Origin of the sequence: Bacteroides helcogenes P 36-108 (assembly GCF_000186225.1) — a bacterium.
Classification (GTDB): Bacteria; Bacteroidota; Bacteroidia; order Bacteroidales; family Bacteroidaceae; genus Bacteroides; species Bacteroides helcogenes.
The window spans coordinates 1,377,108-1,394,637 of the sequence record NC_014933.1 but is presented as its reverse complement, the minus strand read 5'-3'; the positions used below and the strand labels follow the sequence as shown (position 1 = coordinate 1,394,637).

Annotated in this window: 12 protein-coding genes and 1 rRNA gene; all 13 read right to left on the bottom strand. The window is 45.7% G+C overall.

The annotated features are described in order from the left end of the window. Positions 1 to 137: 137 nt before the first annotated feature. Positions 138 to 1,661: ribosomal RNA gene (locus tag BACHE_RS05530) — 16S ribosomal RNA — on the bottom strand. A gap of 910 nt (positions 1,662 to 2,571) precedes the next feature. Next, complete coding sequence (locus BACHE_RS05520) at positions 2,572 to 4,080, bottom strand: MBOAT family O-acyltransferase (RefSeq protein ID WP_013546707.1); 1,509 nt, start codon at positions 4,078 to 4,080, stop codon at positions 2,572 to 2,574. Further along, complete coding sequence (locus tag BACHE_RS05515) at positions 4,067 to 5,005, bottom strand: SGNH/GDSL hydrolase family protein (protein WP_013546706.1); 939 nt, start codon at positions 5,003 to 5,005, stop codon at positions 4,067 to 4,069. The genes BACHE_RS05520 and BACHE_RS05515 overlap by 14 nt, the downstream gene beginning before the upstream one ends. Beyond that, positions 4,986 to 6,365 (bottom strand): SGNH/GDSL hydrolase family protein, encoded by a 1,380-nt coding sequence (locus tag BACHE_RS05510; protein ID WP_013546705.1) that lies wholly within the window; start codon positions 6,363 to 6,365, stop codon positions 4,986 to 4,988. The genes BACHE_RS05515 and BACHE_RS05510 overlap by 20 nt, the downstream gene beginning before the upstream one ends. Positions 6,366 to 6,456: 91 nt before the next feature. Beyond that, positions 6,457 to 6,750 (bottom strand): PG0541 family transporter-associated protein, encoded by a 294-nt coding sequence (locus tag BACHE_RS05505; RefSeq protein ID WP_013546704.1) that lies wholly within the window; start codon positions 6,748 to 6,750, stop codon positions 6,457 to 6,459. A gap of 39 nt (positions 6,751 to 6,789) precedes the next feature. Then, positions 6,790 to 9,924, bottom strand: a complete 3,135-nt coding sequence (locus BACHE_RS05500; protein ID WP_013546703.1) for an efflux RND transporter permease subunit — start codon at positions 9,922 to 9,924, stop codon at positions 6,790 to 6,792. A 54-nt stretch (positions 9,925 to 9,978) separates the two neighbouring features. After that, a complete protein-coding gene (locus BACHE_RS05495; protein ID WP_013546702.1) occupies positions 9,979 to 10,995 on the bottom strand; it encodes an efflux RND transporter periplasmic adaptor subunit in 1,017 nt (338 codons plus the stop codon). A gap of 14 nt (positions 10,996 to 11,009) precedes the next feature. After that, the gene (locus tag BACHE_RS05490; RefSeq protein ID WP_013546701.1) at positions 11,010 to 12,368 is read right to left on the bottom strand and encodes a TolC family protein; all 1,359 of its coding nucleotides are present in this window, start codon (positions 12,366 to 12,368) and stop codon (positions 11,010 to 11,012) included. Positions 12,369 to 12,387: 19 nt separating this feature from the next. Continuing rightward, positions 12,388 to 13,047: a TetR/AcrR family transcriptional regulator gene (locus BACHE_RS05485; protein WP_013546700.1), complete on the bottom strand. Its 660-nt coding sequence runs from the start codon at positions 13,045 to 13,047 to the stop codon at positions 12,388 to 12,390. Positions 13,048 to 13,204: 157 nt separating this feature from the next. Next, positions 13,205 to 14,701 carry a histidine ammonia-lyase gene (gene hutH / locus BACHE_RS05480; RefSeq protein ID WP_013546699.1) on the bottom strand — a complete coding sequence of 499 codons (1,497 nt, stop codon included), beginning with the start codon at positions 14,699 to 14,701 and terminating at the stop codon, positions 13,205 to 13,207. Beyond that, positions 14,698 to 15,327 carry a cyclodeaminase/cyclohydrolase family protein gene (locus BACHE_RS05475; protein ID WP_013546698.1) on the bottom strand — a complete coding sequence of 210 codons (630 nt, stop codon included), beginning with the start codon at positions 15,325 to 15,327 and terminating at the stop codon, positions 14,698 to 14,700. Before BACHE_RS05475 ends, hutH begins: the two co-directional genes overlap by 4 nt. Before the next feature lie 19 nt (positions 15,328 to 15,346). Further along, positions 15,347 to 16,600, bottom strand: a complete 1,254-nt coding sequence (hutI, locus tag BACHE_RS05470) for an imidazolonepropionase (protein ID WP_013546697.1) — start codon at positions 16,598 to 16,600, stop codon at positions 15,347 to 15,349. 23 nt (positions 16,601 to 16,623) lie between these two features. Beyond that, positions 16,624 to 17,520 (bottom strand): glutamate formimidoyltransferase, encoded by an 897-nt coding sequence (ftcD, locus tag BACHE_RS05465; RefSeq protein ID WP_013546696.1) that lies wholly within the window; start codon positions 17,518 to 17,520, stop codon positions 16,624 to 16,626. Between the last annotated feature and the right edge of the window lie 10 nt (positions 17,521 to 17,530).

The window sequence follows — 17,530 nt, the reverse complement described above, 5'->3', positions numbered from 1 at the left end:
GGCTTCTTCTTTCTCATTATATCATATATAAACAAGTACGCGTAGTACGAAGAGGTTCTGATGTCAGTATCACTGAAAGAACCAACTTTTAATAGTGTCAATCATTGAAGATTGGCGTAACGTGAGCGTCGCTCCAGAAAGGAGGTGTTCCAGCCGCACCTTCCGGTACGGCTACCTTGTTACGACTTAGCCCCAATCACCAGTTTTACCCTAGGGCGCTCCTTGCGGTTACGCACTTCAGGTACCCCCGGCTTTCATGGCTTGACGGGCGGTGTGTACAAGGCCCGGGAACGTATTCACCGCGCCGTGGCTGATGCGCGATTACTAGCGAATCCAGCTTCGTGGAGTCGGGTTGCAGACTCCAGTCCGAACTGAGAGAGGTTTTTGGGATTAGCATCACATCGCTGTGTAGCTGCCTTCTGTACCCCCCATTGTAACACGTGTGTAGCCCCGGACGTAAGGGCCGTGCTGATTTGACGTCATCCCAACCTTCCTCACATCTTACGACGGCAGTCTCCATAGAGTCCCCAGCATTGCCTGATGGTAACTATAGATAAGGGTTGCGCTCGTTATGGCACTTAAGCCGACACCTCACGGCACGAGCTGACGACAACCATGCAGCACCTTCACTAATGCCTTGCGGCTATGACGTTTCCGCCATATTCATTAGCAATTCAAGCCCGGGTAAGGTCCCTCGCGTATCATCGAATTAAACCACATGTTCCTCCGCTTGTGCGGGCCCCCGTCAATTCCTTTGAGTTTCACCGTTGCCGGCGTACTCCCCAGGTGGAATACTTAACGCTTTCGCTTGGCCGCTGACTGTGTATCGCCAACAGCGAGTATTCATCGTTACTGTGCGGACTACCAGGGTATCTAATCCTGTTTGATACCCGCACTTTCGAGCATGAACGTCAGTTACAGTCCAGCAGGCTGCCTTCGCAATCGGAGTTCTTCGTGATATCTAAGCATTTCACCGCTACACCACGAATTCCGCCTGCCTATACTGCACTCAAGAGCCCCAGTATCAACTGCAATTTTACGGTTGAGCCGCAAACTTTCACAACTGACTTAAGACCCCGTCTGCGCTCCCTTTAAACCCAATAAATCCGGATAACGCTCGGATCCTCCGTATTACCGCGGCTGCTGGCACGGAGTTAGCCGATCCTTATTCATAAGGTACATGCAAAAGGCCACACGTGGCCCGTTTTATTCCCTTATAAAAGAAGTTTACAACCCATAGGGCAGTCATCCTTCACGCTACTTGGCTGGTTCAGGCTCCCGCCCATTGACCAATATTCCTCACTGCTGCCTCCCGTAGGAGTTTGGACCGTGTCTCAGTTCCAATGTGGGGGACCTTCCTCTCAGAACCCCTATCCATCGATGCCTTGGTGGGCCGTTACCCCGCCAACAAGCTAATGGAACGCATCCCCATCTTCCACCGAAATTCTTTAACTGAAATAGGATGGCCTATTTCAGTGCCATCGGACATTAATCTTTCTTTCGAAAGGCTATTCCCGAGTGGAAGGCAGGTTGGATACGTGTTACTCACCCGTGCGCCGGTCGCCATCTGTCATATTGCTATGACAATGCTGCCCCTCGACTTGCATGTGTTAAGCCTGTAGCTAGCGTTCATCCTGAGCCAGGATCAAACTCTTCATTGTAAAAGTATTGTCAACCGGCATTGCTGCCGGTCTTTGCTCTGTTCAGGACGCTCGGTTTATTAAAAGTTTATCTTTACCTATATATTATAAGTATTGACGGTTCTTTCATTATACCCAAGACACTCGTCTTTATAAAAAAAGTCAAGTGCCTTGCTCTTGTACTACTTGTATTGTTTATGTAAATCTGTTCAAAGATCGCTTGTTTCAAATCGGCTTTCTTTAGGAAAGCGGATGCAAAGGTAAGAACTTTTAAGTATATGCTCCAAATATTTCTGAAGTTTTTCTTTTTTCTTTCTCCTCGTCGTCTCTCTTTGCGAAAGGGAGGGGAAAGGGAAAAAGGGCCTGCCCTCATGATCCGTCTCTCTCAGAATGTCAATCTCAAGGCTCCCCGTCTCTTGGAAAGCGGGTGCAAAAGTAGAGATTTTACAAACACGAAACAAATATATCCAAACCTTTTTCTGAAGTTTTTTTCAATACAATACCTAACAGGCTGATTGACAAAGGAAGAGGGAAGACATGGTTTTATGCCGATGGAAAAGGAAGATTAAAAAAGAAGAAGGGGACACATTATATATATAAAGCGGGCGAAGGGGAAGGGAAGAAGCAGGCACGGGAATCGGGGGGAACGGGAAAAGATCCATGCAGCCGCAAACGGCGTGAAAAGGAAGGAAGAAAGTAAGATAAAAGAGAAGAATATATCATCTATATATCGGGCTTGCTGCATCTATAGATCCACCGGACTGCATCTATAGATCCAGGTTACTCGATATATAGATCCAGGAAACGCGATATATAGATGCAGGATAGTGGGTATATAGATGCAAATATGGAACCGGAATAAAGAATCCCAATACCATCTCTTTTCTGAGTAACGCATCAGGATTCATCAAAATCACGCATGCCCAAAGGCTTAAAACTGAAAGTAAATGAACGGCTGTATCTCCGAGCTTTTCATCTGAATAACCAAGTAAATGATAACGACCATCAACACCGCCTTGCCAAGCAACGGAAGACGGACGACCGCTTTGGTGCAACCACGCTCCCAACTGCCAGGCGCAAAATGCAGGAAATACCCCAATGCCATCAAAGCAAACACACTCCAATAACCTTCCAGCAATTGCGGGAGAAGTTGCGGACGGAATGCTGTGAATATCTGCCTCAACATATCTATCGAAGCAGAAAACTCTGCATTGCGGAAAAATATCCAGCAGAAACATACAAAATGGAAAGTGACAAGTATATCGAAAAAACGCAAAATGCCGCGACTATGCGTTCCTTTTTTCCTGCCGGCAATGCCCATCCAGAACTTATGGACGGCAAGCGCAACGCCATGCAACATCCCCCACAACACAAAATTCCAGGAAGCACCATGCCACAATCCACCCAGAAACATAGTGATAATGAGATTGACATACTGGCGGATTTTTCCCCTCCGGTTACCTCCCAACGAAATGTACAGATAATCTTTCAACCAACTGGAAAGCGAGATGTGCCACCTCCTCCAGAACTCCGTGATGGAAGCGGACTTATAAGGAGAATCGAAGTTAATGTTGAAGTGAAAGCCCAGCAGCAGAGCAATACCGATGGCCATGTCGCTATATCCGGAGAAGTCACAATAAATCTGCAAAGCATAGCCGTAAACACCCATCAGATTCTCCACCCCCGAATAGAGAGTAGGATTGTCGAAGATGCGCTCTACAAAGTTCACACTGATATAGTCTGATATAATCGCTTTCTTGAACAGCCCGCTGACGATGAGGAAGATTCCCCGTCCGAACATTTCATGGGAGACAAACAGCGGCCGGCGTATCTGCGGTATGAAGTCCTTGGCACGTACAATAGGCCCCGCTACCAACTGAGGGAAAAAAGACACATAGAAAGCATAATCCAACAGATTAGCGAGGGGCGTTATCTCCCGGCGATACACATCAATGGTATAACTCAGAGACTGAAAAGTAAAGAATGAGATACCCACCGGAAGAAATATATCCAATGCCGCAAATGTGCCGCCCGTTAGAGAAGCTATGAACCCACCGAAGAAATTGGTGTACTTGAAGTAGCACAACAGCCCCAAATTGATGGCCAAACTCAGCATCACCCATGCCTTGCGCCGCCATGACACAGATTCACGAACCATCAGGCGAGCAATGAAGAAATCGCACACCGTGACAACTGCCAGCAGAAAGAAATACGTCCCGCTACTCTTATAATAAAAAAAGTAAGAGAACAGAGTAACAAACAGCAACCGAGCCGTTGTACGACGTTGCAACAGCAGATAAACCAATGTAAATGCAGCAAACAGCCAAAGAAAAACACCGCTGCTGAATATCATTGGCGAATGGGGATCGTACATAAAGATATCGCATACCCGGTTCAGGTCTATATCAAGTCCAGAAAAGAATTCATCAATATTCCACATAATCATTATAAGCTTTTAATAAGGCTTGATGAAACAGTTCGCCTTGCAGACGATAACCGTCAGGCAGATAGTGCACATGATCGGGGCGCATCAGTCCGGCTTCCTTCCAATTGAGACAGGCGCGGCGAGTCCCACCCAGTATTTCATACATATCCCAGACAGCCAAGCCATTCTCATCGGCATAACGGCTAATGGTCTGCACGGCAACTGACGTACGCGGATTAATTTTATAGACATAGTGACGACGGCTCTGACGAAAACTCTCGTATGACCCCGGAGGAGTAGTCATAAGCATCGGTACACCAGGCAATTTGTCACGAAGCATCCGCACAAGGTCGTCAATCTGATGATAGTGCAGCAATATGTTATAACGACGGTTATGGCTTTCATTTGTTCCAAAAGAGAGAATAAGCAGGTCGGGATGAAGCGCAGCAATCTCCTCAATGCGGCCGGATTGAGTGAAAGTGACGCAGGAAGCACCGTTGATGCCCACATCCGTATAAGAAACAGCGCCGAAAGTATGCTGCATCAGTTCACCGACAGTACGAGGAAAAATATGCCCGCGAATATGGCTGTCTCCCACATGGACTATACGCACAGTATCTGCAGAAACACCGATATACAACCGGTGAAGTTTCTCCCAAAATGGCTTCAGGAGCCCGAGGCTATCCGTAAGTTCATTTTCCTTCAGTTGTCGAAAGGCGGCAGGGAAAGTTATCAAAGGAATCTTTACCGTATCCGTACGTTGTGAACGGAGATAGAGAGTATCGCAATTCTTACCCCTCCTATGTCCGGAAGGAATATCGGGAAGTGCATCCTGCGCATAAAGCGAAGACATACCGGAAAGAACGACCAGCAGTACAGTGCAACAAATCGTAAACAGCAAGCCGTTCCACTGTATATACCTATGGTTCCGCTTCTTCATAGGCCCTCCTTTTGTCATATTGTTCCTTACCGTAAATCAGTGCCTTATAAAGAAGTTCCGCCAGATATTTGCCACCACGGAAGTTGATATGCGTATAATCGTAATTGGCCAATGACGGCTTGGCATGCACCATCCCCGCCATACTGCCATCCCCGCCCATTGCCTCGAACATATTCCAGAAAGCAACAGCCTCATCTGCAGCCAGATTCTGCTGGTAGCGAACCAAATTTTTGATACCGGGCATCGTACGCAAATCTCCGTCTTCCGTCTTATAGTCACGATCACCCACACTGACCACCAAAATGGCTGCCTGTGGAAAAGCCTCCTTCAAATGTTGTAACGTTGTCCGCATGCCTGCAATGTATTTATCATAATTCCGCCCACGCTCGGTAGCCACGTTCAAACCGTATTGCAGGACTATCAAATCGTAGGGACGCTGTTCGTTGAACTTGCGCATCATCCACACAGGAACCGAACGGAGGGAAAGACCGGAAGTGCCACGCAAAGAGAAGTTGTCCAGCGCAATGCCGGAAGTACCATCCAAGGCAAGACCATAGAAAAGAGTGGAATCGGCCCTCTCTACCGTCCAGCGCACAGAACCGATATGCCCTTCCACAGTCATCTGCTGTAAATCATTGATAGGCTCGAAGGTTTCAGTGACAGTCTCTTCACGATTTACACGTACCGTAAGGACGGCTTCACCACGATTGTAGAAAAAGATACTGGCACGTTGGCAGGTATCCAGTCTGGAAGCGTACGATTTCTGCCCTTTCAACTCTACGTATGCACCGGCATGTGAAATGAAGTAATGTCCGGACACTCCCTGCTTGCTGCGGTCAAAAAAAACAGAATCCATTATAGAATGGCTCTGCCATCCTCCGAAAGAGTGACGTACTGTAGGACGGTAACCACTGGTCATGGAAGTGATGGTGACAAATCCCACGCCGCAACCGCCATATTTCTTTTGAAGCATCTCACGCAAATCTGCCGTCAGAATATCGGCTTCAATAAAAGAATCACCGAAATAGGCAATTCGCACGGGACGGGGCTTTTCCTTCAGTTCATCAATGGCACGATAGAACTTCGTCATTCCCCGCAAAGTGGAATCGCTGTAATCTTCGATGCAAGTCATTCCCGTGCGGCAGGTATCTACAAAAGCAGGCTTTACTTTGGGCAGCGGAGGCAGCAGACTGTCAGGCTCAATTATCGGTTCGGGAACATTCCGCACATCTCCCAAGATGTCCACACGCCTCATCACGTGCCCGCCTATCGTAATGCCCGGCAACAGGTGTATCAACAGTAACGTCACTACCACAACGAACACCAACAAACCCGTATGTTTCAAAACATTCTTCTCCATAACTCAATGCGGGCACAAAGATAGAAAATCCCCTTCTACAAAAAAGAAATATTCCTGAAGAAAACGTGGTTTCCCCCTTTAAATACAGGTTCTAAATGGTCTTTTCGATATTCCAGACAAATGCTCTCAGCCCCAATTGCTCGGTTTGTCTGTCCATATTATGCAGGACTTCCAACAAGGGATCTACTTTTTCGTCATCCACCATCGCAAGGATGGCAGAACACATGGAAGGCCATGCATGACTTCCATAATGCGGATCACCCGTCTTACTGCCGCGCCCGCGCACTTGTTCCCAATATGTGAAGCCACGACAGCTCAATCTGTCCAAAGTGGCAATGATGCGTTCATAATATGCTTGATCGAATGTAATTAATACGGATTTCATATCTTTAATTATATCTATTAGTTGATAATTTGGCGGTTGTCAATTTTGCTCTTTAAAATAAGCATCCATCTGCTTGTGCATCTTGCGACGCTGACGCTTGATACCTACGCCACCAAAAATACAATACATCGTCGGGACATAAATCAAGGTCAGAATCGTGGAAACCGCCAGACCGCCAATTACGGCTATAGCCATAGGACTCCACATCTCAGCCCCCTGTCCTGTACTTACCGCCATCGGAATCATGCCAAGTATAGTAGTCATGGTAGTCATCAGCACCGGACGGAGACGACTCTTGCCGGCCGTAACCACCGCATTCAGCACCGACTGCCCACGCTCGCGGCAAAGAATAGTATAATCGATAAGTACAATACCATTCTTCACCACAATGCCAATTAACATGATGCTTCCCAACAAACTCATCACACTCAACGTTGTATTAGTAATAAACAATGCCATCAGCACACCACTCATCGCGAACGGCACAGAAAGAATCAGGATAAAGGGATAGGTCAACGACTCGAATTGAGCAGCCATCACTATGAACACAAGAATGATTATCAATACCCCCAATGTACCCAAATCCCGGAACGAGTCCTGCTGGTCTTCGAACGAACCGGACACCTGAATAGTGACATCCGACGGGATATCCATCTTATCAATTATAGCATTGCCGGCCGCTACCACATTACCCAACGGAGCACCGGAGATTACGGCAGATACCGTCACAATACGTTCACGATCCTTACGTTCAATGGTGGGAGGAGCAAAACGCTCGACCACCGTACCGAGATCCTTGATACGGACACCTTCACCCTTGGCATTGTAAACAAGGATGTTCTCAATGGCATCCAAACTGGTACGATACTCAGGAGCATAACGCACTTTGATGTCATACTCATCACCATCCTCGCGATACTTCGAAGCAGTAGCCCCATTGATTCGGTTACGCAGATAAGTAGCAGCAGTGGACAAGTTCAGCCCATGCAATGCCAGTTTCTCACGGTCAAAGTCAACCTGATATTCAGGCTGGTAATCACTGCGACTGATATTCACTTCAGACACTCCTTTCACTCCCTGTAATGCACGCTTCAAGCTGGCGGCAACACTGTCGGTTTCTGCCATATTGTAACCATAAACCTCGAAGTCGGCAGTGGCCTGGGCAGACATGCCACTACTGCTACCACCATAGATAACTTGCGCTTTGCTGAATTCCGGATACTTCTTCAAATCATCACGCATCTCGTCGCAGACGGTTTCCAACGTAACACTACGTTCACCCGGATCCACCAAGCTAATATTGAAAGAAATGATATGCGAACCGTTATCCTGCATAGATGCCCAGGTATTGTCCGAATCGGCCTGCCCTACAGTATAATTACAAATCTTCATAACCCCCTTATATTTCTCCAGCCATTGATTGGTCAGTTTCTCCGAAAGCGCCTGTGCCACTTCCTTACGTGTCCCTATCGGTAATTCCAGTTTAACGGCAATACGCGCATTGTCCTGCGCCGGGAAAAATTCCGTACCAACTGCTTTGGCGCACAGTAAACTAAGTATAAAGAAAGCCACACAACCGATAAGCACCGATGCACGGTGACGTACCGCCCAGTTTAACATACGAGCATACCAATTATCCAAACCGTCAAGTCCGCATTCTATCGGTTTGAAAAACAACGTAAAGGCTTTAGACTGTTTCTTCTGCAAACGAAGCAACTGCGAACAAAGCATCGGTGTCAGAGACAAAGCGGCTACCGTCGAGATAAACATGATAGCACACATCATCCATCCCAACTGCTTGAACAGCACACCGGACATACCGCTTACCATAGTCAACGGAAAGAATACGGCAATCATAGTCAATGTAGAGGCGACAACAGAAATTGCCACCTCATTTGTACCATGCACAGCAGCCTGTTTCGGTTCGGAACCACGTTCTATATGTGTAGTGACATTCTCCAACACCACAATGGCATCGTCCACCACCATACCAATAGCAATGGAAAGTGAAGAAAGGGAAATAATGTTGATCGTATTACCCGAAACAGCCAGATAAATAAACGAGGCTATCAATGAAAGCGGAATCGTAATGCAGATAATCAGCGTAGCACGCCAACGACCCAAGAAAAGAAATACTACAATAACAACGAACAGCAATGCATACATTACGGTTTCCGTTAAGCTGTCAATCGTATTCAGAATATTCTCGGAAGTATCGACAATCACACCTAACTTCACATCACTCGGCAAATTCTTCTGTAAACGGGGAAGTGCCTGCTGCACCTTTTCGGATATTTCTACAGAATTGGCGCCGGATTGCTTCTGAACGACGATCATAGCTCCCTTCACACCATTATTATAAGTCTCCTGAGCACGTTCTTCCACCGTATCCACTACTTTGGCAACATCACGCAGATGGATGCTGGCTCCATTGTGAGTTCCCACCACAATGTCTTCAAGCTGACGCGAATCGTCAAACTCTCCTTCCACGCGCAGCGAATATGTCTCATTACCTATATCAAAATTTCCACCGGGAATATTCCTGTTCTCCGCCCCAATAATGGAACTGATGGTTTCGATGCTCAGATTGTAAGCCTCCAGTTTATAAGGGTCGCAATATACCTGAATTTCACGCTGCGGCGCGCCGCTGATGGAAACCGTACCCACACCGGGAATACGAGCCAAGGGATTTACCACACGGTCATCCAATATCTTGTAAAGTGCCGCCTGACTCTCGTTTGCCTGTACGGATAGAAGCACGATAGGAATCATATCCGTACTGAACTTAAAGATAATAGGATTCTCCACATCGTCAGGAAGCGAAGAACTTACCATATCCAGCTTATCGCGCACATCGTTTGTCAATACATCAATATCATTACCAAACTCAAATTCCAGCGTAATCAAAGACATATTTTCCGAAGAACGAGAAGTGATATGTTTTAAGTTGCTGACCGAGTTCAAGACATTCTCCAACGGGCGAGTTACATTATTTTCAATATCCGAAGCACTGGCTCCGGGATATGCCGTCATCACCATAATCGTATTCGTATCAATATCCGGATACAAGTCAATAGGTAATTTGGACAAGGAGAACAGACCAAATATCACTACTGCCAAAAAGCAAAGCGAGGTCATTATCGGTTTCTTAACCGCACCTTCATATAAACTCATACTCTTTTCAAATTAAGAATGAAGAACTCACATATTCAGTTCTTCATTTCATTATTACTTCTCGACTTCTACCTCCATGCCATTCACCAACTTCGTTTGTCCGGCAATTACTATCTGCGAATGATCGGGAACACCGGAAATCAACTCATATTCCGAACCCATGCGACGACCAAGTTCCACCTTATTGTAGGAAACTTTGCCATCCTTGTACACATAGACATAGCGATCACCGGCTCCTGCCTGCTTCACAATGGCTAAATCGGGTACAACCACATTCTCTTTTGTTCCGAAATTAAGCATGACACGTGCAAACATACCCGGACGGACCTTCTGATCTCTGTTGGCAAGCTTGATTTCCACAGGGAAAGTACGTGTGTTGGAATCAATAGTAGGATAAACCAAGCTGACAGTGCCTTCAAATGCTTCATCACCATATACATCCAGCTTCACAGCCACAGACACCCCTTTCTTTACTAAAGTAAAATAAGTTTCAGAAACATTGATAAGCAGTTTCACCGGAGTAATCTGTTCTACTACCAATACTGGATTTCCTCCGCTGTACATGTCTCCGCTATCATAGTTGCGCGCTGTTACCACCCCGTTTATAGGACTAAGCAATGAAGTGTTTTCCAATAAGTTATTATAAGCCGTTTTCTTTATATCCAAAGCCATCTTAGCAGCATCCCATTCGGATTTTGAGGAGCCACCTACTTTATATAATTCATCTACGCGTTTGAATTCGATTTCCTGATTGTCCAACTGGAATTTAGTCTGTTTCAGATTGGCCGCATCCATGCTTACCAATTTCTGCCCTTTTACCACGTGGTCGCCCACTTCCACCAGAATCCGGTCGATACGCACAGGAGAAGAAGGAGCAATATTATTTTTCACCTCAGCTTCTACCGTAGCAGTATATTCCTGAATTTGTTCTACCGGACGGGCTGACACTTCAACAGTTTTCACTCTTGGTTTCTCGTCCGCTTTTTCAGTCACAGCTTTGTCTTTACCACCGCTACATGAGCCCAACATCGCAACAGCCAGCAGGGCGATTAATTGAAAACTTTTTTTCATATTATTGTTCTTATTTATTTCTGCCCATTAAATATATAATCTCTCCCTAATATCTGGTCAAGGTCAGCTTTAGCAGTCAAATAGTCATAGATAGATTGGTTATAAGTAAGTTCGGCTTCAGTGAGCTGCACTTGCGAAGTATTCAACTCAAGTACCGTTCCCTTGCCCACTTCATAACGCTTACCTGCAATCTGTACAGCTTTCTGCGCCTGCATCACATTTTCACGATTACTGACAACCTGCTCGGAACTGGCAGCCATGCTATTCTGAAAGCTGGTTATCTGCATGTTCAGTTTACGCTCGGTATCAATCCGGTTTTGTTCCAATTGGTGCATCTGGATGCGGTTCGATTTCAATTTGGTAAAGTTACTCGCTTTATACAAAGGAATACTCAGACTGAACACCAATGCCGAACTGCTTCCCCAATTATAATCAAAAAGATTCCAATTATCATTGTATAGTGACTGATACTGGTAAGAATAATTCATACCTAATGTAGGCATAAAGTTAGTACGCAACGACTTAATATTTTGTTGAAGCATCTTCCTGTTCAGGTCCAACTGCTTCATGGTAGTGTTATACTCCAAATTCGTAACGATTTGTTCCAGTTCATTGGCAAACAAGACTGTTTCATAGCTTTTAAGACTATCGTCAATCTTTACTTCCACATTAGCGGTAATCCCCATCAAAACTTTTAGTTGGAGTCTGGACAGAGCTACGGCATTACTTGCCGAGATCACATTCGGCTTTATGCTCCGCATCTGTACTTCAGCACTGATTTTATCGAATTCGCTGACAGTGCCCTGTTGATATTTAGCATTGACAATGTTATAATTATCCTCTGCCAGCCTATAGCTTTTCCGCAACACATCATAAGAGTCTTGTGACAGCATCAATTGATAATAAGCTTTAGTTACCTGATTTACCAAATCCTGCTTGGAAGCGCGTGATTTCTCAACCGCCAATTCAATATCCGTTTTTGTCATAGACATAGCCTTGTAAACACCAGGGGCAAATACAGGCAAACTAATGTTAAGCACTCCGCTTACCGTATTCGAATTGTCCATACCCATCTTAAACGACTGCCCTCCAAGATTCATCTGCGCAGCGGTAATGGTATGATTCCATGTACCGTCAACGCTTGCTTGCGGCAATAAGTTCTGCCAGGCTTCCTTATGGGCCACTTTTTTCAAATTAATCTCTTCCTGCGCCACCTTGATGGTAGGATTATCGCTCAGAGCAATTTCCAACGCTTTATCAAGGTTCAAAATCAGCGTATCTCTCACCTCCTGCGCCTGTATGCAATTACCGACATGTAGCAGAGTAACTGCCAACAGCAGTATCCGGCCTATCCTAAATCTCTGTATCTTCATAAATTGAATGTTCTTTAGATTATTTTTTCTCATCTATCCTTATCTGTTTCTTACGATACTCACAGATGAAGTCTTCCAATACATGAGCACCTTTTTCTGTAGAAATGCCACGCAAAAACGTAAACATGATGGACTCGTAAACTTCAAGGAAAGAATAAGTCTTGCAAATGTCCGAATTCATCAATAAGTCAAGCTGGTCGTGCACCAACAATCCTGTAATGGCAAAATTAATGTCATCACGAAAAATTCCTTGATGAACACCTTCCTTAAAGAACCTGATCGCTTCCTCAGAATCATGGTTCTGCCGGCAGGCCATCAGCTTATATGCCTTGGGATATTTCTTAATGTCTTCAAAGAAACTTTTGTTCGTGGCATGGAACTTTTCAATACTCCATTGGAACAGACGCAAGAGCACTTCCATCACATTGTCCGCCGTAGCCACAACGTCACGAAGAAACTCGTCATGTTCCTTGTGACCTCGCCGGATGCACTCTTCCAGCAATGTTTCCTTGTCCGGAAACACTTCATAAAGAGTACGCTTGGAAATAGTCAATGAGGTGGCAATATCATCCATCGTTATACTTTTGATGCCATGTGACATGAATGATTGCATCGCCATACTGAGAATACGTTCCCTTAATTCCATTCTTGATGGAGAATTCTTAATGTGTTCGCTCATTCTTCATTTTTATATCTAAAAGTCTCTATTGTTATTCCATACCGGAACAAATACGGAGACAAATATAAAAAGAAAACTCAACCAAATGATTGAGTTTTCTTTTCTTCTATATAGAATTAATAAATATTATACTTCTGTTCGGATTATTGAGAAGGTATCAATAGTCAAACGTTGCCCGGTTGAGGAAAGCAACTGTCTTGAGAATCTCCTTATACATCACAATATCATCCTTCACAAAAGGAACTTCCCTGCGATATTCGTGCAAAAAACGTTCTAAAATGGGAGAGGTCTTCAACGGACGGCGGAAATCTATACCTTGGGCAGCATTCATCAACTCGATAGAGAGTATATGTTCCAGGTTGTCCATGATGCGGTAAAGTTTTGTAGCAGCATTGGCTCCCATACTTACATGGTCTTCTTGCCCATTACTGGAAACAATGGAATCTGTGCTGGCGGCATAGCAGTACATTTTATTCTGGCTTACCATCGAAGCGGCAGCATATTGCGGTATCATAAAACCGGAATTCAGCCCCGGATTGGCAACAAGAAATTCGGGAAGTCCGCGCAAGCCCATAATAAGCTGGGCAACACGACGCTCGGAGATATTGCCCAATTCGGCAAGAGCGATCCCTAGGAAATCGTATGAAATGGCAAGCGGCTGACCGTGAAAGTTGCCACCGGAGATAATGCAGTCTTCATCGGGGAAGATCGTGGGATTGTCGGTTACGGAGTTAATCTCGGTCAGCAATACGGAGGCAACATAATTAATGGCATCTTTCGTGGCACCGTGTACCTGCGGGATGCAACGGAAAGAATAAGGGTCCTGAACATGTTGCTTGGGATGAGCTATCAGCTCACTACCTTCCAACAGGCGGCGGAAGTTTGCAGCCGTTTCAATCTGTCCTTTGTGTGGACGAATTTGCTGGATGCAATCCATAAAGGGATCGATACGCCCATCGAAAGCTTCGAGCGAAAGAGCGGCAATCAAATCGGCTTTTTTGGAGAGACGGAAGGCTTTAAGAATAGCGAACACACCATTGGCACTCATAAATTGAGTTCCATTGAGTAATGCCAAGCCTTCTTTACTCATCAACCTTACGGGCTCCCAACCAAATTCATCGAGTACACTGATGGCTTCGCACTTCTTGCCTTTATAATAAACATCGCCTACTCCAATAAGAGGAAGGAAAAGATTGGCAAGAGGGGCAAGATCGCCGGAAGCGCCCAATGAGCCACGGTCATAGACAATAGGCATGACATCATTATTGAAGAAGTCGAGAATACGTTGCACGGTAATCACCTGTACGCCACTATGTCCTAAAGAGAGGGCATGTGCTTTGAGTAGTAACATCAGTTTGATGATCACAGGACGGATTTCCTCACCGACACTGCAAGCATGGCTTTTAATCAGATTTTCCTGCAAGGTGCCCAATTCGTCGGATGATATATTCTTGCTACACAAGGAGCCGAAGCCGGTAGTGATTCCGTATAGCGGTTCGTTGGACTCGGCTATTTTCTTATCCAGATAATCGCGGCATTTCTGTATACGCTGCTTGGCTTCGGGGGCCAGTTCCAGCTTCAGGTTTTCATTGATAATGCGTTCGATAAGGTCGAATGTGAGTTCGCCCGAACCTACAAAATAGACATTGTTCATACTTTCAGTTCTTGATTGATTTCATCCAACAATTCTTTTTCTTTTGCACAAGCAAGATGTTCCAACTCATCCGCCTCCGTTTGAAGTTGTGCTACGAACTCTTTATCTTTCAAAGATCCTAAATTGATGCGCACATTCATCAATGCACCCAATACGGCAGAGCGGGCAGACATCATGGCAACACAAGCATCAGTCACAGCATTACGATTGCCGAGGCGTGCCACATCCATGATGATGGTCATTAATTTATAAGCATTACGTGCCACTTGCATAGGTACAAGGGCAGCATATTTAGTGGCTTCCTGAATAGCTGCACTACGGGCCGCTTTTTCTTCATCAGTAGCTTTAGGCATCTTGAAGCAGGCAAATACACTGTCGTATGCATCCGAATCGCGGTCTATATCGGCTATAAACATTTCTTTTTGCTGTAGGGCTACATCCGAAATATACTGCATCAGGTCTTCATGGGGTTCGTAGCCTTTCTTTCCGATGGTGAGGTTAGCAACCATGGCTGCCAAAGCAGAAGCTATAGCACCATTCAATGCAGCAATGCTTCCACCGCCGGGGACTGGATCGCTTCCTGCTACTTTATTCAAGAATTCTTTTACTGTTAAATCGACTAACATGGGTTTCAGATTTTAATTATTATAGTACAGGATAAATCACCCCCTCTTTAATAGTGGTATTCACACAATTCATACCTATATAATAAGGTAGGAAATGATAATTATCCGTATTCAGTAGTACAAAATCACCCTTCTTGCCTATTTCAATACTGCCGATGCTATCAGCACGATTCAAAGCGGCGGCGCCGTTCAGGGTGAGGGCGGTAATAGCTTCTTCGATACTTAGTTTCATGTAGATGCACGCCAAAGCGAAGGTCAACGGAATAGAACCGGAAAAACAACTACCGGGATTAAGATCAGTAGCAAGGGCTACAGCACAACCGGCATCAATCATTTCACGTCCGCGGGCGTATGGTTCCTTCAAGGCAAAAGCAGTCAAAGGAAGCAGGGTTGCCACTACACCTTTATCAGCCATGGCACGAATATCCGCATCAGAAGCATGCAACAGGTGATCGGCTGAAACAGCAGAAAGTTCAGCAGCCAGTCCGGCACCACCCAAAGGTACTATTTCGTCGGCATGAAGTTTCAAAGCAAATCCCATTTCCTTGGCAGCAAGCAGCAAGCGGCGGGATTGTTCGATAGAAAAGACACCTTGCTCACAAAAGACATCGCAGAACTCCGCCAAGTTGTTTTGGGCAACGACCGGTATGATTTCCCGAATGAGATAATCGACATAATCGTCCGTGCGTCCGCTGTACTCTTCGGGCACAGCATGGGCACCGAGAAAAGTCGATACCACATCCACCCGTTTATGTTCGTCATTATTCAGACTGCGCATGACGCGAAGTTGGAGAAGTTCGGTTTCTCTGTCCAATCCATAGCCACTTTTCCCCTCGACGGTAGTTACCCCCATGGCACTCATTTGCTTCAGAAAGCCTTCCGCTTTGCTACGCAACTGGATAAAGTTACATGCACGAGTTGCTTTTACGGTGCTCACAATTCCTCCTCCACGTTCCATGATAGACATATAGCTTTCACCTTTCAGACGCCAGGAGAATTCTTCGGCACGCTCACCTCCAAAGACGAAGTGTGTATGCGAATCCACAAAACCGGGCAACAAGCATTTGCCACGGGCATTGTAGTGCCAATAGTGTTGGTAATAACCATCGCGGTTCTCCCCACGGTTTGCACCGACATAGGTAATGATACCGTCGGTAACTTCTACCGTAGCATTATCCAATATGATAAGTTCGGACATTTCCGCTCCACGCCGGGCGGTAAAGCCTATCGGAGTGACTACACGGGCGTTGAAGATGATAAGGTTTTCTGTCATAGTAACCTGATTTCTAATTATAACTACTCCATAATTCTTGCTTCCAACACTTGCTGCATAGAAAAGTTTTCCAAGCCCAAGTAATAGGATGCAGTATCAATCAGCGCTTCCATAGGTACAAGTCCGATGATTTCACTCCCCACAATGCTCACTCCGTAACGGCGGGCTTCAATGCGAACCAATTCGAAAGCACGGTAAAGGGCTGTATGTGTAAAGTCCGTCATGTTAATGGAGACTTGGGTAATTCCCCGGTCTTTCAGTTCCACCCCCATAGCCTTGCAATAACGCAAACCGCCGCCGATGAAACGGATCTTCTTAGCTATATCGTGAGCTATCTCCAGATTAGGAGTACTGAGGTTGACATTATAAGCTACCAAAGGCATACGGGCACCGATGGCTACCGTACCAGCAGTAGGATGCTTCTCGGCGGGACCGAAATCGGGGTGCCATTCCGGTTGTTTTATCTTTTCTCCCATTCCTTCGAATTCACCCTTGCGGATGGCTGCAAGGTTTTCGCGATACGGTGCGGAAGCAGATTTCTCGTACAAGAAGACGGGGAGATTATAACGTTTTGCCACTTCCCCGGCTACCTCTTTAGAAAGGGCGATGGCTTCTTCCATCGTTACATTCTTGATAGGAATAAAAGGCACTACATCCACTGCTCCCATACGTGGGTGCTGTCCCTTATGGGTATTGAGGTCAATAAGGCGGACTGCTACGCCGATAGCTTCGAGCACTGCTTCGCGAAGCGGTTCGGGCTCGCCCACAACAGTAACCACCAAACGATTGTGGTCTTCATCATTACTATAATCAAGCAATTTCACGCCTTGACGGGCACGGAAAGGAGCTACTATCTCGTCTATCTTTTGCAGGTCACGTCCTTCGCTGAAGTTAGGAACGCACTCAATAATTCTATTCATAATTCTTCAT